At 71.7% G+C, this 20,195-nt stretch carries 21 protein-coding genes; 8 read left to right on the plus strand and 13 right to left on the minus strand.

Annotation, left to right across the window (positions count from 1 at the left end):
* Nucleotides 1–15 precede the first annotated feature (15 nt).
* The 3 genes from KZ829_RS14890 to KZ829_RS14900 all read right to left on the minus strand — a co-directional run bounded on the left by KZ829_RS14890 (nt 16) and on the right by KZ829_RS14900 (nt 4,424).
* Complete coding sequence (locus tag KZ829_RS14890; RefSeq protein ID WP_220144487.1) at nt 16–816, minus strand: alpha/beta hydrolase; 801 nt, start codon at nt 814–816, stop codon at nt 16–18.
* Between the two features lie 2 nt (nt 817–818).
* Entirely contained in the window at nt 819–1,652 is an 834-nt protein-coding gene (locus tag KZ829_RS14895) for an alpha/beta fold hydrolase (protein ID WP_220144488.1), read from the minus strand.
* Nucleotides 1,653–1,730: 78 nt separating this feature from the next.
* Nucleotides 1,731–4,424, minus strand: a complete 2,694-nt coding sequence (locus KZ829_RS14900; RefSeq protein ID WP_220144489.1) for a helix-turn-helix transcriptional regulator — start codon at nt 4,422–4,424, stop codon at nt 1,731–1,733.
* A gap of 132 nt (nt 4,425–4,556) precedes the next feature.
* On the opposite strand from KZ829_RS14900, the gene KZ829_RS14905 reads away from it, so the two are divergent.
* Nucleotides 4,557–5,786, plus strand: a complete 1,230-nt coding sequence (locus tag KZ829_RS14905; RefSeq protein ID WP_220144490.1) for a low temperature requirement protein A — start codon at nt 4,557–4,559, stop codon at nt 5,784–5,786.
* Here the strand turns inward: KZ829_RS14905 and KZ829_RS14910 are convergent.
* Both KZ829_RS14910 and KZ829_RS14915 read right to left on the minus strand, forming a co-directional pair.
* Nucleotides 5,783–6,850, minus strand: coding sequence for a DUF2855 family protein (locus KZ829_RS14910; protein WP_220144491.1), 1,068 nt, complete (start codon nt 6,848–6,850; stop codon nt 5,783–5,785). The two genes, KZ829_RS14905 and KZ829_RS14910, sit on opposite strands and share 4 nt — an antisense overlap.
* A gap of 211 nt (nt 6,851–7,061) precedes the next feature.
* Nucleotides 7,062–7,646, minus strand: coding sequence for a MarR family winged helix-turn-helix transcriptional regulator (locus KZ829_RS14915; RefSeq protein ID WP_220144492.1), 585 nt, complete (start codon nt 7,644–7,646; stop codon nt 7,062–7,064).
* Nucleotides 7,647–7,707: 61 nt separating this feature from the next.
* Between KZ829_RS14915 and KZ829_RS14920 the strand changes: the two genes are divergently transcribed.
* The gene (locus tag KZ829_RS14920) at nt 7,708–8,124 is read left to right on the plus strand and encodes a winged helix DNA-binding protein (RefSeq protein ID WP_220144493.1); all 417 of its coding nucleotides are present in this window, start codon (nt 7,708–7,710) and stop codon (nt 8,122–8,124) included.
* A gap of 99 nt (nt 8,125–8,223) precedes the next feature.
* Complete coding sequence (locus KZ829_RS14925) at nt 8,224–10,164, plus strand: putative bifunctional diguanylate cyclase/phosphodiesterase (RefSeq protein ID WP_220144494.1); 1,941 nt, start codon at nt 8,224–8,226, stop codon at nt 10,162–10,164.
* Here the strand turns inward: KZ829_RS14925 and KZ829_RS14930 are convergent.
* Nucleotides 10,146–10,643 (minus strand): GNAT family N-acetyltransferase, encoded by a 498-nt coding sequence (locus KZ829_RS14930; protein WP_372453868.1) that lies wholly within the window; start codon nt 10,641–10,643, stop codon nt 10,146–10,148. The genes KZ829_RS14925 and KZ829_RS14930 overlap by 19 nt on opposite strands.
* Before the next feature lie 55 nt (nt 10,644–10,698).
* On the opposite strand from KZ829_RS14930, the gene KZ829_RS44495 reads away from it, so the two are divergent.
* Entirely contained in the window at nt 10,699–11,394 is a 696-nt protein-coding gene (locus KZ829_RS44495; protein ID WP_220144496.1) for a DUF4253 domain-containing protein, read from the plus strand.
* A 12-nt stretch (nt 11,395–11,406) separates the two neighbouring features.
* On the opposite strand, the gene KZ829_RS14940 is transcribed toward KZ829_RS44495, so the two are convergent.
* Both KZ829_RS14940 and KZ829_RS14945 read right to left on the minus strand, forming a co-directional pair.
* Nucleotides 11,407–11,598, minus strand: a complete 192-nt coding sequence (locus KZ829_RS14940) for a YciI family protein (protein WP_220144497.1) — start codon at nt 11,596–11,598, stop codon at nt 11,407–11,409.
* Between the two features lie 47 nt (nt 11,599–11,645).
* Entirely contained in the window at nt 11,646–12,149 is a 504-nt protein-coding gene (locus tag KZ829_RS14945) for a hypothetical protein (protein ID WP_220144498.1), read from the minus strand.
* Between the two features lie 132 nt (nt 12,150–12,281).
* Between KZ829_RS14945 and KZ829_RS14950 the strand changes: the two genes are divergently transcribed.
* A complete protein-coding gene (locus tag KZ829_RS14950) occupies nt 12,282–13,415 on the plus strand; it encodes a Kelch repeat-containing protein (protein ID WP_220144499.1) in 1,134 nt (377 codons plus the stop codon).
* Here KZ829_RS14950 and KZ829_RS14955 read toward each other — a convergent pair whose 3' ends face one another.
* Together KZ829_RS14955 and KZ829_RS14960 are read right to left on the minus strand one after the other, a co-directional pair.
* On the minus strand, nt 13,416–13,916 hold the full coding sequence (locus KZ829_RS14955; protein WP_220144500.1) for a DUF6966 domain-containing protein: 501 nt from the start codon (nt 13,914–13,916) through the stop codon (nt 13,416–13,418).
* 17 nt (nt 13,917–13,933) lie between these two features.
* Nucleotides 13,934–14,959 carry an NAD(P)H-dependent glycerol-3-phosphate dehydrogenase gene (locus KZ829_RS14960; protein ID WP_308285491.1) on the minus strand — a complete coding sequence of 342 codons (1,026 nt, stop codon included), beginning with the start codon at nt 14,957–14,959 and terminating at the stop codon, nt 13,934–13,936.
* 113 nt (nt 14,960–15,072) lie between these two features.
* Between KZ829_RS14960 and KZ829_RS14965 the strand changes: the two genes are divergently transcribed.
* On the plus strand, nt 15,073–15,867 hold the full coding sequence (locus KZ829_RS14965) for an endonuclease/exonuclease/phosphatase family protein (RefSeq protein WP_220144501.1): 795 nt from the start codon (nt 15,073–15,075) through the stop codon (nt 15,865–15,867).
* Between the two features lie 11 nt (nt 15,868–15,878).
* Here KZ829_RS14965 and KZ829_RS14970 read toward each other — a convergent pair whose 3' ends face one another.
* Both KZ829_RS14970 and KZ829_RS14975 read right to left on the minus strand, forming a co-directional pair.
* The gene (locus KZ829_RS14970) at nt 15,879–17,318 is read right to left on the minus strand and encodes a nitroreductase family protein (protein WP_308285492.1); all 1,440 of its coding nucleotides are present in this window, start codon (nt 17,316–17,318) and stop codon (nt 15,879–15,881) included.
* A gap of 43 nt (nt 17,319–17,361) precedes the next feature.
* On the minus strand, nt 17,362–18,291 hold the full coding sequence (locus KZ829_RS14975; RefSeq protein WP_220144502.1) for a quinone oxidoreductase family protein: 930 nt from the start codon (nt 18,289–18,291) through the stop codon (nt 17,362–17,364).
* Between the two features lie 81 nt (nt 18,292–18,372).
* Here KZ829_RS14975 and KZ829_RS14980 point away from each other — a divergent pair, with 81 nt between their 5' ends.
* On the plus strand, nt 18,373–18,789 hold the full coding sequence (locus KZ829_RS14980; RefSeq protein ID WP_220144503.1) for a MarR family winged helix-turn-helix transcriptional regulator: 417 nt from the start codon (nt 18,373–18,375) through the stop codon (nt 18,787–18,789).
* On the opposite strand, the gene KZ829_RS14985 is transcribed toward KZ829_RS14980, so the two are convergent.
* Nucleotides 18,784–19,179 carry a VOC family protein gene (locus tag KZ829_RS14985; protein ID WP_220144504.1) on the minus strand — a complete coding sequence of 132 codons (396 nt, stop codon included), beginning with the start codon at nt 19,177–19,179 and terminating at the stop codon, nt 18,784–18,786. The two genes, KZ829_RS14980 and KZ829_RS14985, sit on opposite strands and share 6 nt — an antisense overlap.
* Before the next feature lie 51 nt (nt 19,180–19,230).
* Between KZ829_RS14985 and KZ829_RS14990 the strand changes: the two genes are divergently transcribed.
* A complete protein-coding gene (locus KZ829_RS14990; protein WP_220144505.1) occupies nt 19,231–20,193 on the plus strand; it encodes a helix-turn-helix transcriptional regulator in 963 nt (320 codons plus the stop codon).
* The last annotated feature ends 2 nt before the right edge of the window (nt 20,194–20,195 follow it).

Genomic DNA, 20,195 nt, shown 5'->3' on the forward strand with positions numbered 1-20,195 from the left:
GCTGGAGCCGGCGGGTCAGCGGGCGTGACGCAGGGCCCACTCGAGGACGGTGTCGGCGATCTCCTCCCAGCCATTCTGGGCCGGGAGCAGGTGGGCGTACCCCTCGTACTCGATGTGTTCGGTGGTGGCCTTTGATTTGTAATGCTTGGCGTTGGACCGCTGAATGGACGGCGGCATGATGTGGTCCTCGCTGCCGGAGACGAAGAGCAGCGGCGCGCGGTCGTCGTTGTGGTAATTGACCCAGGTGTCCTGGTGGCCGGGCTGGAAATTGGCCAGGACGCTGCCCCACAGGATGCCGCCGTTGGCGGGGATGTGGTAGCGCTCGTAGAGGGCCTTCGATTCCTCGTCGGTGAACGTGTTGGTGAAGGCGTATTTCCACTCGTCCAGCGACAGCCCGACGGCCTTGTGCCGGTTGGCCGGCGATTTCAGCACCGGGAACGTCGATTTGACCTGCGAGAGCGGCACCACCTTGACGCCCTCGGTGGGCGCCGAGTTCATGGCGACGCCGGCCGCCCCGTACCCGTGGTCGAGCAGGATCTGGGTGAACGCGCCGCCGGCGGAGTGACCGATGATGATCGGCGGCTTCGACAGTTCCTTGATCTGGGTCTCGATCTTGTCGATGATCCCGGGCACGGTGACCGCGGTGATGATGTCCGGGTTGGCGTTCAGTTCCTCGACCTCGACCTCGAAGCCGGGGTAGCCGGGTGCGAGGACCCGGAAGCCCTTGTTCTCGTAGTGGGTGATCCAGTGTTCCCAGCTGCGCGGGGTGACCCAGAAGCCGTGGACCAGCACGATCGTGTCAGGCGTGGACGTCATGATCAGGCTCCGTAGCTGTTGAGGAAGGCCAGCAGGTCGTCGCCGAGCCGCTGCTTGTGGGTGTCGGTGATGCCGTGCGGCGCGCCCGGGTAGACGATCAGCTCGGCGCCCTTGACCAGCGCGGCCGACGCCTTTCCGCCGACCTCGAACGGCACCACCTGGTCGTCGTCGCCGTGGATGACCAGCGTCGGGACGTCGAACGTGGCCAGGTCGTCACGGAAGTCGGTGGCCGAGAAGGCGGCGATCGACTCGTACGCGTTGCGGTGCCCGGACGCCATCGACTGGAGCCAGAACGCGTCCCGGATGCCCTGCGAGATCTCCACGCCGGGCCGGTTGTTGCCGAAGAACGGCCCGTCGGCGAGGTCCTTGTACAGCTGGGACCGGTCGGCGGCCGAGCCGGCGCGGATGCCGTCGAACACTTCGATCGGGACACCGCCGGGGTTGTCGTCGCGCAGCAGCATCAGCGGCGGCACGGCGGACACGAGGACGGCCTGCGCGACCCGGGCGGTGCCGTGCCGGCCGATGTAGCGGGTGATCTCGCCGCCGCCGGTGGAGAAGCCGACCAGCGTCACGTCGTGCAGGTCGAGGTGGTCGAGCAGCGCCGCGAGGTCGTCGGCGTACGTGTCCATCTCGTTGCCGTTCCACGACTGCGTCGACTTCCCGTGGCCGCGCCGGTCGTGGGCGATCGCCCGGTAGCCGTTGTCGGCGAGGAACAGCTGCTGGGCCTCCCAGCTGTCGGAGTTGAGTGGCCAGCCGTGGGCGAGCACGACCGGGCGGCCGCTGCCCCAGTCCTTGTAGAAGATGTCGGTGCCGTCGGCCGTGGTGACGAAGGGCATGGTGGCGTCCTCTCTCGCATGTCCTGTCTGGAACCTATGGCGGTGGCGGGAACCCGCGCGTGAGTCAGATGACTGCGTTCACCGTTCGTGTTCGGCGGCCATCCGCTGGAGCTCGCCGCGGGAGGTGATGCCGAGTTTCGGGAACATCCGGTACAGGTGGCTGCCGACAGTGCGATGGGAGATGAACAGGCTCTTGGCGATGTCCCGGTTGGTCATGCCACGGGCCACCATGGACGCGATCTGGATCTCCTGCGGCGACAGCGAGTCCCACACTTCGGTGACGGGTGAGTCGCTGCGCTCCCCTGCCGCCCGCAGTTCGGTGCGGGCGCGGTCGGCGAGCGGGTGAGCGCCGAGACGGTCGAATCCGTCCCGGGCGGTACGCAGGTGGTCGCGGGACTCGCGGACCCGCCGGCCGCGGCGCAGCGACACGCCGTAGGCGAAATACAGGCGGTAGCGCTCGTACGGCCACATCGTCATGTCGGCCGCCATGGCCGTGCTGAACGAGTCGGTGAGGACCGCTTCGGCGAACGCGAGGTTCATCCGCCCGGTGGGTGAGGTGGTGGCGCGGACCTCGACGGGCAACCGGGCGATGAGCGTCCGGGCGGCGTCCTCCCGGCCGCAGGCGACGGCGGCCTCGGCCAGGCCGGCCAGCGACCACAGGGCGTGCGCCGGGTGGTAGGCGCTGCCGGCCGGGTCGTGCAGCTGGGCGAGGCAGGTGAACGCCTGCTCGTACCGGCCCTGTCCGGAGGCGATGGCCGCCCGCGCGAGCATGGCGACCGCGTCGATGGTGGCGAACCGGCGGGGGTTGAGCCGGTCGGCGGCCGCCACCAGGTTCTCGGCGTCGGTGAAGTCACCGCGGAACGCGGCGACCATGGCGTGGGCGACCAGCGACGCCGCCTCCCAGAACGGCTGGCGGGTCTCGGCACACAGCCGGGTGCTCTCCTCGGCGGCGGCGACCGCGTGCGACCAGGACCCGCGCCGCAGGGCCGACCAGGCCAGCAGCGACAGGGTCCGGCCGAGGGTGTGCAGGTGCCCCTCGGACCGGATCCGGTCGGCGGCCTCGGTGAGCAGCCCTTCGGAGACGTCGGAGGCTCCGGCGCAGGCGGCCGCGTGGGCGAGCCGGTAGGTGGTGGCCGCGTCCCGGCCGGCCGGCGGCACCTGGGCGATCAGGGCGCGGATGGTGCCGTCGCTGTCGAACGGCGACCCGTACGCCAGCAACTGCGCCCGTGTCGCGATGTCGGTGACCCCCAGCCGCCCCGCCGCCGCGATCACCTGTTTCCCGACCGGCCGCCCGGGTGAGAGGTTCCAGCAGCGCAGCGCCGCCGCCCGCAGGAAGTCGGTGGCCAGGATGTGGTCGCCGATCGCCGTGGCCCGTTCGGCGTGGCCGAGCAGCGTGTGGATGCGCTGCTCACCGCCGTGGTCGCTGTCGGCCAGCTCGTTGAGCCACTCGTGCCGGAGCTCGTCGTGCCCGGCGTCGATCAGGTCGCGGTGGTGCCGGCGCAGCCGTTCCCCGTTCTCCGGCTGCCCGACCGTGTAGGCGAGCGCGGCCGCCCGGTAGGTGCGTGCCTGGCGGTCGCCGCGTTCGGCGGACAGCTGGGCGGCGCGCTCCAGTGCCCGTACCGCGAACGCCTGCGCCCCACGCCGGATCGCCTGATCGGCGTGCTGTTCGAGTTCGGCGGCCAGCGCGGCGTCGGGCCGCAGCGCCGCCCCGGCCCGGTGCCACACCGACCGTTCCGGCTGGCCGGACAGCGCCCGCGCGAGGGCGGCGTGGCAGGCACGCCGCCGGTCCGGTCCGAGGCGTTGCAGGACCGCCGACCGGATCAGCGGATGCCGGAACCGGACCGACGCGCCGTCCACCACGATCAACCCGGCGGACACGGCCGGGTCGAGCGAGGGCGGGGCGTCCGGGGCGAGAATCGCGGCGGCCGCGACGATCTCGGCCACGTCGTCGGCGTCGCTGAGCGCGGCGACCTCCAGCACCGTCGTGGTCGAGGCGTCCAATTCACCGGTACGGGCGAGGAACGAGTTCTCCAGCCGGGCGGTCAGCGCGATCCGCCCGGCGTTGGCGCCCGCGTACCGGCCGGCCGCGCGCGGCAGCTCCAGCAGGGCGAGCGGGTTGCCGCGGGCCGCGTCGAGCACCAGTGCCCGTACACCCGGGTCGAGGGCGCCGGCCGCGCCGTCGAGCAGTTCGGCCGCGGAACCGGCGTCGAGCGGCGCGATGTCCACGGCCGGGACGGCGGCGTCCAGCAGCGGTCCGGGTTCGGTGTCGCGATGGGTGGCCAGCAGCACGATCCGGTCGGCGGTGACCCGCCGGGCGAGGAACGCCAGCGTCTGCTGGCTGGCGACGTCCATCCACTGGGCGTCGTCGGCCAGCAGCAGGATCGGCCGGTCGGCGGCCGCCTCGGCGAGCAGGTCCAGCGCGGCCATCGCGACCGTGGACAGGTCCGGCGGCGCGCCGGAGGTCCGGCCGAAGGCGACGTCGAGGGCGAGCCGGTACTTCGGGGTGAGCCGGTTGCGGTGCCCGAGGACCGGCCGCATCACCTGGTGCAGCGCGGCGTAGGGCAGACCGAACTCGGTGACCGACCCGACCGCGTGCAGCAGCCGGAACTTCTCCCCGGCGGTGGTGGCGGCCCACTCCAGCAGCGCCGACTTGCCCACCCCGGGCGCGCCGCGGATGACCAGTGCGGCGCCGCCGTCGGCCGCGCGATCGAGCAGGCCGCCGATGGTCGCCTGTTCCGGCGCCCGGCCGACCAGTGATCGCTGTACGTACATGCTCGGCTCCCCCGCCACACGGTCACCACCGCTGTCGCCTCCATGCAAGCAGCGATGCCCGTTTCCGCCCAGGCAGAACGACAGGCAGAATCACGCCGATTGGGTGCGGACCGGTTCGGGTAGGGCGTAGCCGTGTCAGCAGAGCAGAACCCCGAGGACCGCGCCCGCCTGGAGCGGGAGGACCGGGAGGAACGCGAGCTCGTCCGCCCGCCCGACGACGTCAACCAGGAGTCGAACCGTTCGGCGACCCGGCTGGAGCTCTTCTTCGACCTGGCGTTCGTGCTGTTCGTGGCCGGCTGCGCGGACATGCTGGCGAAACACGAGACGGTCAGCGGCGGGCTCCGGTTCGCGGCGGTCGTCGCGGTCGGCTGGTGGGCGTGGGCCAGCACCACCCTGTACGCCAACCGGTTCGACACCGACGATGCGATCTTCCGGCTGCTCACCCTGACCGGCATGGCCGGGGTGATCGTGATGGCGTCGACGTCCGGGGAGGTCACCGGCCCGGCCGGGACGTGGTTCGCGCTCGGCTACGTGGTTCTGCGGATCGTGCTGACCGTCGGCTACCTGCGGGTGTGGCGAACACTTCCGGACACCAGGGCGGGAATCCGGCCGTACCTGATCGGTCATGCCGTCGGCGGCGCGTTCTGGCTGGTGTCGCTGGCGGTGCCGGCGCCCGGCCGGTACGTGCTGTGGGCGGCAGGCGTCCTGGTCGATCTGCTCGGCCCGACCCTGAGCGCCCGCAAGCCGGACGCCCCGCCCCTGCACATGGAGCACCTGCCCGAGCGGTTCGGGCTGTTCGTCATCCTGCTGCTCGGTGAGTCGGTGGCCGCGACCGTGCACGGCCTGCACGACGGGAAGTGGACGGCCGGCGCGACGACCACGGCCGGCGCCGCCTTCCTGGTGGCCGCCGCGCTGTGGTGGTCGTATTTCGACCTGTCCGGCGGTGCGGCGAAACGGCGGCTGGTGCAGGAGGGCGGCAAGCGGACCCACCAGGGGGTGCACGACTTCTACGTGTACGCCCACCTGCCGGTGGCGGTCAGCCTCGCGGCGGTGGCGGTCGGTCTGGAGGGCGCGATCGAGCACGGTTCGGACGAGCATCTCAGCGCCGGTACGCGCGGTGTCCTCGGCCTGGGGCTGACCGGCTATCTGCTGAGCGCCGCCGTCATCCAGGGCGTGCTGTCGCGCCGCTACAGGGCGACGCTGATCTGGCCGGGCCTCGGCACTCCGGCCGTCGCGCTGATCATGGTGCTGGATCTGGCCCCGCCGATGTTGGTCGGCCTGTGCGCGGCGGTGCTGATCGCCGGGGTCGCCACCGGAATCCGCCAGCACCGTCACGGCGAGATCAAGGTCGCCAAGGTCTAGAAAGTGACGATGTGGCCGACACGTGGCGAGGAGCGGCCTTCGAGCACCTCCAGCCAGGCCTGGCGCAGACCGTCGGGGCCGGTGCCGTCGCGGACGTCGAGCCAGGCGCCGACCTCGGCGGCGAACCGCTGCCACGCGGCGGCGAAGCGCTGGTCGAGGCCGTCACGGCCCCAGTCCTGGCGGCGTTTGCGCATCTGCACCGGGGCGAAGAACACCTCACCGGCGGCGGCCGCGTTCGGGATCTGGTTGGTGAGGCCGACCGCGATGTCGCGGACGAGCCGGTCGCCGAGGTGCTCGCGCAGCGCGGCCCGGGTGGTGGGCGCGCCGGACAGGTCGAGGTAGGCGGTCGGCACCCGGTCGAGGTCGGTGGCCTGGTCGTAGGTGAGCACCCGGTCGTAGCAGCCGAGCGACTCGGTGAAGGCGACGTTGCCGGGTGAGGTGAGCCCGATCAGCCGGGGGCCGTGGCCCCGCAGCTGGAACGCGGCCGCGTACGCCGTCTTGCTCGACGCCGACGACAGCACCAGCGCTTCGGCCCGATAGCAGTCGTTGTCGACGATCTGGTCGGCGAGCATGAACGACGTGAAGAACAGGGGCCGGAACAGGATCAGCAGATCCTCCTGGTCGGCGCGGTAGGCGTCGTCGCCGGTGGTGGCCCGGTAGGCGTTGTACGGAGACGGCAGGTCGGCCCGGTGCGGGGCGGTGTCGCGGAACCCGGTGGCGTCGACCCGGCCGGGCCGCACCACGAGGTGTCCGGCGGGCGGGAGGTAGCCGTACACCCGCTGTCCGACCTCGACGCCCGGCGTTGTCGAGGCAGCCACCTCGGCGAAGCCCCACACCGGCGGCAGGCCCCACAGCGGGTCGAGCCCGGCCGGTTCGCCGGGGAAGAACTGCCAGTACCGCATCGACTCGCCGAGCACCGCGTAGGTCACGTTGTTGGCGGTCAGCCCGACGCGGTCGACCCGCAGCAGCGCCTCGCCGTTGGCGAGCGGCGGCGTGGTCGTCTCGGTGATCGTCGTCCGGCCGAGGTCGTCACGGGCGACGGCGAACGTCCATGATGCAGGCATGCGCTGACGCTAAGTGTCCTGACCGGACGGGACAAGTGCACTGTGAGTGCAAAATGTCACGGCGAACGGCCGGGCACTGTCGTGCCCGGCCGTTGCCGGGAAGCCGCCGCGGTCCGCCGGCCGGCTGGGACCTTGCCGAGGCCGGGACCGTACTGGGATCGGCGGCTGTCGTGGCACCGCTGTCTGAAAGGTGATCCGAATCGGCCACCTCCTATCGCGTCGCTCTCTTTGTCTCAGTGTCACCCTCTCCGTCTCGGCGTGGCTCTCGTTCTTTCCTGGGTCGAGTGTTGCCCGCCGCCGTACCCCGCCGCGAGGGTCGAAGGTCCTCAGCCTCGGGGCGATCGGATCGCGGCCAGGCGTCCACGAATCGTTCCAGCAGGATCGCCAGGATTCGGGCCTCGTCGGCGGTGAACCCGGCGAGGGCCTGCCCGACCGCGTGCCGCCGGACCTCCCGGACCCCGGCGACCAGGTCACGGCCGTACGGGGTGAGCCGGACCGGGGCGTACCGGGAGTCGCCGGCATGCGGCGCGCGTTCGATGCGGCCGTCGGTGAGCAGCTCGGTGGTGAGCCGGCTGGCCCGCGGCCGGTCCACACCGATGGCGTCGGCGATCCGGGAGATCGGCAGTCCGTCCGGCGCCTCGTCGAGCGCGTCGAGGTAGCGGAACCGGGCCGCGTCCGCCGCCGAGGCCACCGTCGTGTCGCCGTTCGCGGCACGTCGTTGCAGGTGGCGGGCCTGCTGGTCACGGCGGATGCGGACGAGGGCCTGCGCGATGATCTCGTCCGGTTCGAGGGTCATGCCGCCAACCTACAACAGTTGTAGCTTGACAATCATCGAGTTGCGGCACTCCAATGGTTGCATGAATACAACTGAGTCCCGGCCCATCGGGTTCCTGCTCCGCGAACTCGACCGTCTGATCGACGAACGGTTCACCGCCGCCCTCGGTACGCGAGGCATCACCCGCCGCCAGTGGCAACTGCTGAACACCGTCGCCGCCGGCACGAGCACCCCCGAGGCGATGGCCGCCGAGGTCTCGCCGTTCCTCGCGCCCGGCGAGACCGTCGAGCCGCACCTGTCACCCCTGGTCGCCGACGGCATCGTCGACGCCGTCGCCGGGCGCTGCACGCTCACACCGGCCGGCCGGGACCTTCTCACCACCCTCACCGCCGAGGTCGGGGCGATCCGGGAACTGTCCACCGCCGGCCTCTCCCGCGACGACTACGCCCGCACCGTGGCCACCCTCGACATCATGATCCGCAACCTGGAGACGGCCTGACGCCCGCGACATCTGCTCCCTCCGTGCAACCTGGCGGGTTGTCACCTCCACCCGGCCGGTGCCGAAGGGAGGGGGAGCTGAAACTGCGGGGAGGTGATGATGAGGTCGGCGCGTGGTGGTGCTTCACGGTGGCTGGTCGGGCTGGTGGCCGTCGCGCTGGCGGGCCTGTCCGGCTCCGCGGTGTTCGGCAGCCGGCAGCAGGCGGACATCGTCTCGCAGATCGCCGCCGGCAGCGCCAGTACCGACGCCTACCAGCAGACCTCCTACCTGGCCAGGTGGGAGTCGGCGCTGATGCAGGAGGCGCTGCGCGAACCCGGCGGCGACGGGCACCGGCAGTTGCTCGGCGTGTACCGGCAGACGCAGAACGCCATGGAGCACATCGCCGCCCTCGATTTTCAGGACCAGCAGGTCACCGCCGAGATCGTGCAGGCGCACCGCGGCCTGAACGGCGAGATCGCCACCTACCTGACCCTCATCGACCAGGGTGACCGGCAAACGGCCGAGGACCACCTGGAAAAGGTGATCGAACCCGCCACCACCAGGATCATGGACGTCGTGCTGGCCGAACAGCAGAACCACCTGAACGAACACGCCGAGCGGCAGTCGGACGGGCAGCGCGAGTCCCGGCAGCTGCTGTGGGGCAACGGCCTGGCCTTCGTGGTCACCCTGCTCGTACTCGCCCTGTTCGCCCTGTCGGCGCGCGCCCACCGGCTTCAGGTCGAGGCGATGGCCACCACGGACCCGCTGACCGGCCTGCCCAACCGCGCCGCCTTCACCGACCGCACCCGGCGGGCGCTGGCCGAGGACACCAGTCATCGGCGGCGCGCGAGCGAACCCCGCCCGGGCCGGGCCACCGTGCTGGTGGTCAATCTCGACGGCTTCCGCGACGTCAACGAGCAGCTCGGCCACCGTGTCGGCGACCTGCTGCTCAACCACGTCAGCCGGCGACTGCAGGTCTCCGTACGCGAACACGACTTCGTCGCCCGGCTCGGCGGCGACGAGTTCGCCGTCCTGCTGCGCGACGCCGACCCGGCGATCGGCGAGGCCATCGCCGCCCGCCTCACCGACGCCTTCGACGAGCCGTTCGTCATCGACGACCTCACCGTCGACCTGGAGGTCAGCGTCGGCGCCGCCACCGCCCGCCCCGGCGACGACGTGCCCACCCTGCTGCGGCACGCCGACACCGCGATGAGCATCGCCAAGCAGCAGCGGCTCGGGTTCCGCCGGTTCACCACCAGCACCACCGAGGACAGCAACGCCCGGCTCACCCTGCTCGGCGACCTGCGCCGCGCCCTGGACCACGGCGGCGAGATCAGCCTGCACTACCAGCCGAAGGTCGACATCGGGAGCGGCGTGCTCGTCGGCGTCGAGGCGCTGGCCCGCTGGCAGCACCCCGGCAAGGGGCCCATCTCCCCCGGCGCGTTCATCCCGGTCCTGGAGGCCACCACCCTGATCCACAAGTTCACCCACCAGGTGCTCACCGAGGCGCTGACACAGGCCCGGACCTGGCTCGATGCCGGCTATCACGTCCCGGTCGCCGTCAACATCTCCACCCGGTCACTGCTGGACGCCGACTTCCCCGACCAGGTCGCCACCCTGCTGCGCGAGATCGGCGTGCCCGGCGAGCACCTGTGCATCGAGGTCACCGAGTACAGCATCATGAGCGACCCGAACACCGCCATCGAGGCGCTGCACCGCATCCGCCGCCTCGGCGTGAAGATCTCCGTGGACGACTACGGCACCGGCTACTCGTCGATGACCTACCTGCGCCTCCTGCCGCTCGACGAACTCAAGATCGACCGGTCGTTCGTGCAGGACATGAGCACCGATCGCGGCAACCGGGCACTGGTGGCCTCCACCGTCGAACTCGGCCACAACCTCGGCCTCACCGTCGTCGCCGAGGGCATCGAGGACGCGCCCACGCTCGCCGCGCTCGGCGAGATCGGCTGCGACTTCGCCCAGGGCTTCCATCTGGCCCGGCCGATGCCGGCCGACGCCGTCACCGCCATCCTCCGGCGGGTCTACGCGCCGGTGGCGTGATCCAGGCGCAGGATCGTCTCCTCGATCTCCCCCTTGCGCCCGTTCGCGTACCCGATGTCCGTACCGATGATCTGAAAGCCCGCCCGCCGCAGCACCGTGAGTGAGCCCCCGTTGTCGCTCGCGGCCCGCGCGAACACCGGCCGGACGGTGACCTCCGCGAGCAGCAGGGCGAGCGCCCGCCCGGCGATGCCCCGCCCCCACAAGGCCCGGTCGATCCAGTACGTGACCTCGGTGTCCCCGTCCATGACGAAGGCCGCGACACTCCCGGCGAGCCGCCCGTCCACGGTGATCGCCCGGTTGGTGACCCCCGGCGCGGCCAGAACCTTCGCCATGTGGGCGTCGAAGGCGGCCCGGTCGTCGGGGTCCGCGGCCGTGAACGCGGCCATCCGCACCGCCACCGGATCCCGCATCATCGCGAACAGCCCGTCCAGATCGGCATCCTCGATCGGCCGCAGCGCCACCCCGGTCAATTCGTCCACGCTCGGATCATGCCGCAAACCACGAAACCCATCGACCCCGTCTAGCATCCACGACGTGCAACAGATCTTGCGAGCCGCCGGCCTCGAATCACACCGCGCCGAGCAGTACAGCATCCACGACGAGACGGTGATCGTCGTGGACGTCACCGGGGACGCCCAGCAGATGTGGCGCTCGGCGCGTGCCGGGCTCAAGGACCACTACCCGGTTCTCGTCAATCCGTCGTTCCTGGTCACCGACCCGGTCTTCCATCACGCCGTCACTCCCGGCGAGCTGATCGCCCAGGCGGCGGACTTCGATGTGGAGGGCTTCCTGACCCGGCGACCGGGATCACAGATGCCCGGCTCCCACCACCGGGACCCGGAGATCCTCGGCACCGGCGACGAGGGCTACTACCTGGACAGTTACGACGTGGCATCGTTCGGCGAACCCGAAGCGCTGGTCATCGTTCCCCGGCCGGAGCCGTGGGCGGCCTTCGCCTACATCGACGGGTACGCCGCCCTGATGGGCGAGGACTCGGTGGTGTCGACAGCCGCGGCCCGCCGATGGTACGACCGGTATGGCGCGATCCCCGTCGTCATCGGACTCGCCACCGGTTTCGCGGTCTCCCGCCCGCCCACCGACCCGGCCGACGCCGAACGACTCGCCGCCGAACACGTGGGTGTCGCGGGGCTGACAGCCGGTACCTCGGTCCGCGGCTACGCTCGCGCCCTCACCCAACTGGATCACTGGACGCTGTACAACCGTCCGTGACCACGGTCCGGTTCAAGCGGTCAGCAGCGGGCGAACCTCGACCCAGCCGTCGGCGACCGGAATCATCCGGCCGATCCAAACGGCGTGGTCGAGGTCCGAGGCCTCCACGACGAAGTAGGCGGCGAGGGTCTGGGGGCACTCGACGAGAGACCCCTCGACCAGGGTGTTGTCCCGGACCGAAACGGCGGTCGACGCCGGCAGCATCGCGTTGCCGGAGACGATCCGGCCACCCGTCTCGGCGATGCCGGCAATCAGTATCCGGGCTCCTGTCCTGCCGCCAGCCGTGCCGCCGCCTCGGCCGGAGTGTCGTCGTAACCCGGCCTGGCGACGAGCACCGACTGGAAGAAGTAACCCTCGGTCTCCCCCGGGTCGTCGTCCTCGGCGAAGGGCCGCCACAGCGCGAGATACAGCTCCCGTGCGGTGAACCCGTCGTCCTCGTTCGCGACGACTTCCACGTGGCGCCGGATCCCGGCCACGACCTCCAGCGCGGGCAGCCCGAACACGTCGACGTCACGGAACCGCACCACGTCCCGCTCGTGCGGCCGCCACACCTCGATCGCGTTGACCCGGCCGAGCGTCGGCCCGGCCCCGAACCCCACGCTGACCCCGAGACCGCTGTCCAGATGCACGGCGAGCGTGCCATCGGCCGACGGCCGCAACGGCCCGACGGTCTCCAGCGCGGCCCGCGCCTCGTCCGCGTCCATCCCCAGCCGCAGCGGTCCGGCCCCATACGGCGGATCGAGCAGGAACTCCATCCGCCGATGATCGCAAATCATGGGTCGGGCCTCCCGGCGTCCCTCCCGCTTTCGATCACTTCTTCGCGTACGGGCTGCGCGCGGGAACCGTGACGGCGGGCCGGGAGTCCAACCGCGATGAGACGTGCGGGGATGGCAGTGGTGATGGTCGGACTGTGTGGCGTGCTCGTAGGCTGCGCCGGGAACGCCGAACCGGTGGCGCCGGAAGCCGTCGAACCGAAGGCGGCGGAAGGCAAGGCCGGGTGGACAGCTCTGCCGAAGTCGCCGCTGAGCCCCCGTGAGGCGGTGCTCGGGCTGTGGACCGGCCGCGAGGTGCTACTCATCGGCGGCAGCGACGCGTCGCCCTGCCCGCCCAGCGCCTCGTGCGTCGGCGATCCCACGCCGCTCGCCGACGGAGCCGCCTTCGACCCGGCCACCGACCGCTGGCGGAAGATCGCCGATTCGCCGGTGCCGCTGACCGGGGGCGAGAGCGCCGTCGTCGGCGGAACGGTGTACGTCCTGCCACCCGACGGCAAGGAATTGCTCGCCTACCGGATCGATGCCGATGCCTGGGCCCGGATGCCGGTGCCGTTCGGTGGCGGCTACGGCCTGTTGGCCGCGGGCGACCGGCTCGTGGCCTACCTGGGCAGCGAGGAGAACGGCGGCGGCAAGGACTATCTCTTCGACCCCCGGGCCGCGACGTGGTCCGCGCTGCCGGCGGATCCGCTGAACCCCGCGTTCGACCGGGCGATGGCCTGGACCGGCAGCGAGCTGGTCCTGTTCGACCACGAGCTGGTCCCGAACCCGGGCTCCGAGAAGCCGGCGCTCACCCGTGCCGCGACGCTGGATCTCGCCGCCGGCTCATGGCGACGACTGCCCGACTCGGAGATCCTGGGCACCGGACCGTGGCTGGCGGCGGGCAAGGAGCTGGTCAACCCGATGCTCGGCGGCGCCGACGGCGGGGAGGTCAACGGCTGGGGGCGCACCTACCCCTACGGCGGCGGCGTCGCCCCGGCCACCGGCACCTGGTCGGACCTGCCGAAACCGCCGTCCGGTGATGTGTACTCCGCGGGCGCCCGCACCGGCGGCACGGCGGTCTACTTCGGCTCCGATGGTGTCGTGCTCGACACCACGACCGGTACGTGGCAGCGGGTTCCCGCCATCCCCGGCGGCGACGTCACCCACCGCACGGTCGTCGCGGCGGGCGTCCGCATGCTGGTGTTCGGAGGCGCGAGCTTCGACGGCACACCAGCCGTCGTCGATGACGCCTGGATCTGGGCGCCCTGATCACGTGCGGTCGCCGTCTTCGGTCTTGAAGGTGCGCAGGCCACGGCGGTGGTAGTTGCGCTGGGCGTTGGGGTGGTCCTGCGACGACGTGTGCAGCCAGACCCGGTTCACCGTGGGCGCCAGCTCCCAGGCCTGCTCCCGCGCGAGTGTCAGCGCGTACCCACCGAGACGCCGGTTCTCGGCGAGATCGGCACGCAGTTGCGACGCCAGGGCGTAGCACCGGCCCCGGAGCTGCTCGGCGCGAATCCACACGGCGGACAGCTCGCCCGGTGTCAGGCGCCTGGCCCAGTCGAGGGACAGGTCGCTGATGCTGCCCATGCCGCCGTAGGCGCTCATCCACTCGTCGAAGCATCCGGCGTCACCGGCCTGACTTCGGACCAGTACGCGGTTGGCCCATGCCGCCCACACCTGCTCCGGGGCATGGTCACGGAGCAGGTCGCGCAACTCGATCAGGGCGGCACGGAAACGGTCGTGGTTGTCATCTATGCGCGACTGCGGCACCCGGACCATCGCCGGCGTCAGCCGGGTTCGGACTCGTGGCCGGCCGGGTGGGTGCGAAGCAGACCGGCGTAGGCGCGTTCGGCGGTGATCTCGCCGGTGACGACCCGATGGATCGTCCGGGTGATGGGCATGGGCAGCCCGTGCTGGTCGGCCAGCTGGACAGCGGCGTGCACGGTCTTGACCCCTTCGGCGACCTGCCCCATCTCGGCCAGGATGTCGTCGAGGCTGCGGCCGCGGCCGAGTTGCTCGCCGACGTGCCGGTTGCGGCTGTGCGGGCTGATGCACGTCGCCACCAGGTCGCCCATCCCGGCGAGGCCGGCCAGCGTGCTGGGTTCGCCGCCCATCGCGACGGCCAGGGTGGTCAGCTCGGCGAGCCCGCGGGAGATCACCCCGGCCCGTGTGTTGTCGCCGACGCCCAGCCCCTGGGCGATGCCGGTGGCGATCGCGACGACGTTCTTCAGCGCGCCGCCGACCTCGCAGCCGATCACGTCGTGGTTGGTGTAGACGCGCAGCAGGCCGCGCCGGAACACCCGCTGGATCTCGGTGGCGACGGTCAGGTCCTCGGTCGCGATCACGGTGGCCGCCGCCATTCCGGCCATGATCTCCTTGGCCAGGTTGGGGCCGGTGAGGGCGGCCGCCGGATGTCCCGGCAGTACCTCCTTGATCACCTCGGTCATCCGCAGCAGCGAGTCGCGCTCCAGCCCCTTGCTGAGGCTCACCACCGGGATCCACGGGTGCAGGTCCGGCTTGACCTGCTCCAGCGTTTCCCGGAACGCGCCGGTGGGCACCCCGACGACCAGCAGTTCCGCGTGGGCGGCCGCCTCGGCGAGGTCGGCGGTGGCGCGAAGCCGCTTCGGCAGCGGGAAACCGGCCAGATAGCGTTCGTTGCGGTGCTTGACGTCGATCTCTTCCGCGGTGGCCGGGTTGCGCGCCCAGATCAGCGACTCGTGATCCCGGCGGGTGAGAACGGACGCGACCGTGGTGCCCCAAGAACCCGCGCCCAGCACGGTGATCCGCATGCTCTCCCCCATTTCCGTCGGCACCGGAGCGAACTTGAGAATACGGCCGCCCAGGCGCTATTTCAGTCGCCTCGGATCCGGCGATTCGGGATCATGTGCAGCGATTCTCGTAACGGTGATGCGGCAGGAAGGTCGAAGTGCGGATCGCGAGTGTGAACGCCTGGGGTGGCGCGATGGCCGACGAGTTGCTCACGTGGCTGCCCGGCGGCGGAGCGGACGTCGTCTGCCTCCAGGAGGTGACACGCACCCCGGGGCTGAGCGGCTGGACCCGCTTCGCCGACGCGGAACGCTCCCTGCCCCAGCGTGCCGATCTCTTCGAGGACGTACGCCGGGTGCTGCCCCGCCATCAGGGCCACTTCGCGGCCGGCGACTCCGGGCCGGTGCACGACGGCACGGGCGCCCGCCACCGGCAGGACTTCGGTCTGGCCACCCTGGTCGCCGAGGACCTGACCGTGTGCGGACTCGACGCCACCTTCGTGCATGGACGGTTCACCGACCACGACGAGTGGCCGGCCGGGGACCGGCCCCGCATCGCGCTGGCCGTGCGCACCGTGGCCCACGACAGCGGCCGGTCCGTCTGGGTGGTGCAGGTGCACGGGCTGCGCGACCCCGACGGCAAGGGCGACACCCCGGCCCGCCGGCGGCAGGCCGATCGGCTCGCGGCCCTCGTACGCCGGCTTCGTGGTCCTGAGGATCTTGTAGTGGTCTGCGGTGACCTGAACCTGCTGCCCGGCAGTGAGACCTTCGCCGTGCTGGCGGAAATCGGGCTGACCGACCTGGTTCGCGACGCCGACACCCGCACGTCGCGCTACCCCAAGCCGGTCCGCCACGCGAGCTACCTGCTGATCTCCGACGTAGCCGCGGTCAAGCGGTTCGAGATCCTGGCCGAGCCGGAGGTCTCCGACCATCGTGCGCTGATTCTCGACATCTGACGAGGCGGGGGTCAGGAGTCGGTCAGGCGGGGAACCACCATCCGGACGGCCACCGGGTCGCCCGGTCCGCCGCCGGGCCGGGAGCGGTATTCCGGGACGCCCACGCAGGTGAACAGCAGGGTCGCCAGTTCGCCGGGCTCGCCGAGCAGGGCGGGCACGTCCGAGTCGACGAAGGTCATCCCGGAGGCGCCCGCGCCCAGCGCGTACGCGGCCAGATGCAGCCGGCCCTCCACGATTCCGGCCGCGAGCTGGGCGTCGCGGTAGCCGCGGTCGTCGAGCGTTTCGGCGGGGGTGGCCGCGATGACGACGTACGCCGCGTCGGCGGCCAGATCCTGGTTGAGGCAGACCCGCAGCAGCTCGTCGCGCAGGTCCCCGGCCCGGGCCGGCTTGTCCAGCTCCGGCCATCGGTACAGGCCGGGCGTGACGTCGTCGACACCGTGCACGGCGACCCAGTGCGGCACCGGCACCCCGCGCAGCGCCGCGGCCACCGGCCATCGCAGCAGGTCGGCCGGCAGGGTCCGGGACCGGTCCATCCGCCGTTGCGAGCCCCGCCGCCGGATCACCTCGTCGAGCGTGGCGGACGAGGGCACGTCGGTCAGCGGCTCGCCGGCGGGCCAGGGCTCGCCGAGGGTGTCGCGGTCGCCGGCGCGCTGCGCCCCGGTGCACAGCGGCAGCTCCACCTCCGGCAGGTCGCCCGGCGCCGCCGGTTTCGATGGCCGGATCGCGGGGTCGCCGTCGCCGAGCGACAGCAGGGCGAGCGGATATTCGTGTACGCCGTCGGCGCCGACCAGTTCACGCACCGTCGCGTCCGGGAACAGCGAGCGCAGCCGCGTCCCGAGACCGGCGCTGTCGGCGGCGGCCCACAGTTGCGCCAGCAGGGTGCCGGCGTCCCAGTAGAGGTGCCGCCAGCCGCGTTCGGCGTACCGCCAGCCGGTCCGCCAGGGGACGCCCGTCACGACCAGGGTGGTCGCCGTCCCCTCGGCGGCGGGACCGATCCGGACCAGGGCGTGTTCGACCGCGTCGTACCAGTAGACGGCGTCCGGCACCCCGGCCACGTTGCGGGCGCTGACGTACACCTCGAGCGGGAACCGGGCCCCGGCCGACCCGGACGCGCGGAACAGGATGCGGCGCCCGTTGCGCTCGCCGCTGCGCACCACGCCGGCGCCCAGGAAGAGGATCCGGCCCAGTTGCGCGGCGTCCAGCGGCCGGGCCGGAGCCGCCACCCCGGCCAGCACCGCGGTGGCGCTCACGCCCGGGTCGGGCAGGTCACGGGGCAGGGGCAGAACCTCCAGCCCGCCCGGGTACGCCTTCATCTGCGGCGGCAGGGTGGCGGGGTCGTCGGGGACGAGGTCGTGGCGGATTCGTGGGTCGTCGACGGGAACATCCCAGTCGCGGTCCGGCACGTACGACGTGAGCCGGTGCAGCAGGCCGGCACCCTCTTCGAGATTCACCCCCGCCACTCTGCCAGGCGCCCGGAGCCCGTGCCGCCCGTTGTCAGGGCACCAGCACGAGGCGGTCGCCGGTGTCGGCGGCGGTCCAGGCCCGGCTGATGTCGGCGAGCGGCACGGCCTTCGCCCGTACCTCGATGGTGTCCCCGGCGATCGCGGCCGCGAGTTGCGGCAGCTCGGCGAGGAAGTCGCGGGCCGGCACCGAGCCGATGCCGCTGCCGATGATCTCCAACCGGGCGGCTCGCAGCGCCGCTGACGGGATCGGCGCGGACGCGCCGGCCATGGACCCGATCTGGATCCAGGTCAGCGGCGCGGTGCGGTCGGCGCGCGCGGTGAGCATCGGGATCATCGCGCCGGCGGCGGGCTCACCCCACACGTAGTCGAGGACGACGTCGACGTCCGCCGCGCGCTGGATCTCGTCGAACGTGCAGATCTCGTCAGCGCCGAGCGCGGTGAGGGCGGCCAGGCGGGACGCGTCGCGCCCGGCGGCGATCACGTGGCCGGCGCCGAACAGTTTCGCGATCTGGATCGCCATCCGCCCGGCGTTGCCGGTGGCGCCGATGATCAGGACCCGCTGGCCCGGCTGGAACGCGATGCGCTGGCGCAGGGTCACCCACGAGGACATTCCCGGGTTCATCGCCGCGGCGATCCGGACCGGGTCGGCACCTTCCGGCAGGAGCACACTTCGGCGTACGTCGATGACGGTCCGATCGGCGAAGGTGCCGAGGCCGGTGTCGTCGAGGACCGCGTAGCGCAGCCGGCCGGCCGGATCCCGGACGACCCCGTCGACGCCGGGGACCAGCGGGAACACGCCGTTGCTGCTGTAGTGCGCCCCGGTGGCCTTGGACCGGGTCAGGTGATGCAGGCCGGCCGCGAGCACCTCGACGACCATCTCGCCGTCACCGGTGGTGGCCGGATCCGGGTGGTCGCGGTAGGCGGGCGGGGCGTCGAACGAGGAGAGGACTGCGGCACGCATGGGAACCTCCGGAGATGGTTTGTATTACCAACGACCTCCAGGATGGTTGGGATTGCCAACCATGTCAACTAGGATGGCGACATGACTTCCGAGGACTCCGTGGACGCGCTTCTCGACGCCCTGGTCCGCTACACCTTCCAGGTGACCGGCGTGCTCACCCGCATCGGCGCCGCGAACGACCTGTCCCTCACCCAGCTGCGGGTGTTCGGCATCCTGCGCGACCGGCGTCCCGGTGTCACCGAACTCGCCGCCTACCTGGGCCTCGACAAGTCCACGATGTCCGGCCTGATCGACCGCGCCGAACGCCGCGGCCTGCTCGCCCGGGAGAAGAACCCGAACGACGGCCGCGTCGTCGACGTGTTCCTCACCCCGGCCGGCCACGAGCTCACCCAGCGGCTGTACGGCGAGGCCCGCGCCGTCCTCGCCCCCGAACTGGACCGCCTGCGCCCCGACCAGCGCAAGCAGCTCCTCGCCCTGCTCGAGCCGCTCCTGTCATGAGGCCCCGAGCATCTCCAGGTAGTGCGGGTTGTACATGACGCCGAGCAGATTGCCGAACGGGTCGATCACCGTGGCCGTGACGAAACCCTCGCCACGGTCCAGCGGCGCCTCGTGCACGGTGGCGCCCAGTTCCAGCAGCCGCGCCATGGTGGCCTCGACGTCGTCGACGTGCCAGTAGAGCACCGCACCCACCGGGCCGCTCGGCGTCCCCGGGGCGCGGTAACGGGCGTCGATCAGGCCGAGTTCGGCCTGACGGTCGCCGAGACGCCACTCGGCGTAGCCGTCGCGCAGGAAGTAGGGCTCGATGCCGGTGAGCCGCGTGTACCAGTCACGGGCCGCGTTCCAGTCGGCGGCGTAGTAGCTGACGGTGGCCATGCCTCTCAATGTCATGCCCCGACGCTAAAGCGGGTTGCGGAACATCAGGTTCCTAAACTCGTGGGAATGTTGGAAACCTCGGTACGGGTGCTCCGCCTGCTGTCCCTGCTGCAGCAACGGCGGGAGTGGCCCGGCGCGGAACTCGCCGAACGGCTGGCGGTGACCGGGCGGACGGTCCGCAACGACGTGGACCGGCTACGGCAGCTCGGCTACCAGGTCGACGCCGGCACCGGGCCGGGCGGCGGCTACCGGCTCGGATCCGGCAGCGCCCTGCCGCCGCTCGTACTCGACGACGACGAGGCGGTCGCGGTGGCGGTCGGGCTGCGCGCGGCGGCGGCCGGCACCGTCGCCGGGATCGAGGAGGCATCGCTGCGGGCGCTGACCAAGCTGGAACGTACGCTGCCGAAACGTCTCCGGCCGCAGGTCGACGCGCTGAAGAACGCCACCGTCTCGGCGGCCGCCGGCGGACCGGTCGTCGACCGCGACACCCTCACCCGGCTCGCCGCCGCGGCACACGGACACGAACGGGTGCGTTTCACCTACGCGGCACACTCCGGCGCGGCCACCGAACGTGACGTCGAGCCGCACACCCTGGTCTACACCGGACGCCGCTGGTATCTGCTCGCCTGGGACACCGCCCGCGGCGACTGGCGGACGTTCCGCGCCGACCGGATCACCGTGCTGCCACCCGGCGGACCGCCACAACGGTTCGTGCCGCGCGAGGCTCCCGGCGGGGACGCGGCCGCACACGTGCTTCGAGGTGTGGCCACCGCGCCGTTCCGCTACCGGGCACGGGTGCGGTTCGCCGCCCCGGCCGCGGTCGTCGCCGAACGGACCACGCCGACATCGAGCCGGGTCACGGCGCTGACCGCCGACAGTTGCGAGATGGAGACGGGCACCGACTCGCTGACCGACCTCATCACGTACCTGACCGGATTCGACGTCCCCTTCACGGCCGTCGAACCACCGGAACTTCGCGACCTTCTGCGTACGCTCGCGGAGCGCTATCGTGCCGCAGCGGCCCCGTAGGC

Origin of the sequence: Actinoplanes hulinensis (genome assembly GCF_019429605.1) — a bacterium.
GTDB classification, from domain to species: domain Bacteria; phylum Actinomycetota; class Actinomycetes; order Mycobacteriales; family Micromonosporaceae; genus Actinoplanes; species Actinoplanes campanulatus.

Excerpts from the sequence above, each read along its gene's own strand:
- KZ829_RS14890 (WP_220144487.1), bottom strand. The coding sequence starts at position 816 with ATGACGTCCACGCCTGACACGATCGTGCTGGTCCACGGCTTCTGGGTC.
- KZ829_RS14895 (WP_220144488.1), bottom strand. The coding sequence starts at position 1,652 with ATGCCCTTCGTCACCACGGCCGACGGCACCGACATCTTCTACAAGGAC.
- KZ829_RS14900 (WP_220144489.1), bottom strand. The coding sequence starts at position 4,424 with ATGTACGTACAGCGATCACTGGTCGGCCGGGCGCCGGAACAGGCGACC.
- KZ829_RS14910 (WP_220144491.1), bottom strand. The coding sequence starts at position 6,850 with ATGCCTGCATCATGGACGTTCGCCGTCGCCCGTGACGACCTCGGCCGG.
- KZ829_RS14915 (WP_220144492.1), bottom strand. The coding sequence starts at position 7,646 with ATGACCCTCGAACCGGACGAGATCATCGCGCAGGCCCTCGTCCGCATC.
- KZ829_RS14920 (WP_220144493.1), top strand. The coding sequence starts at position 7,708 with ATGAATACAACTGAGTCCCGGCCCATCGGGTTCCTGCTCCGCGAACTC.
- KZ829_RS14925 (WP_220144494.1), top strand. The coding sequence starts at position 8,224 with ATGAGGTCGGCGCGTGGTGGTGCTTCACGGTGGCTGGTCGGGCTGGTG.
- KZ829_RS14940 (WP_220144497.1), bottom strand. The coding sequence starts at position 11,598 with ATGCTGCCGGCGTCGACCGCCGTTTCGGTCCGGGACAACACCCTGGTC.
- KZ829_RS14945 (WP_220144498.1), bottom strand. The coding sequence starts at position 12,149 with ATGGAGTTCCTGCTCGATCCGCCGTATGGGGCCGGACCGCTGCGGCTG.
- KZ829_RS14950 (WP_220144499.1), top strand. The coding sequence starts at position 12,282 with ATGGCAGTGGTGATGGTCGGACTGTGTGGCGTGCTCGTAGGCTGCGCC.
- KZ829_RS14975 (WP_220144502.1), bottom strand. The coding sequence starts at position 18,291 with ATGCGTGCCGCAGTCCTCTCCTCGTTCGACGCCCCGCCCGCCTACCGC.
- KZ829_RS14980 (WP_220144503.1), top strand. The coding sequence starts at position 18,373 with ATGACTTCCGAGGACTCCGTGGACGCGCTTCTCGACGCCCTGGTCCGC.
- KZ829_RS14985 (WP_220144504.1), bottom strand. The coding sequence starts at position 19,179 with ATGACATTGAGAGGCATGGCCACCGTCAGCTACTACGCCGCCGACTGG.
- KZ829_RS14990 (WP_220144505.1), top strand. The coding sequence starts at position 19,231 with ATGTTGGAAACCTCGGTACGGGTGCTCCGCCTGCTGTCCCTGCTGCAG.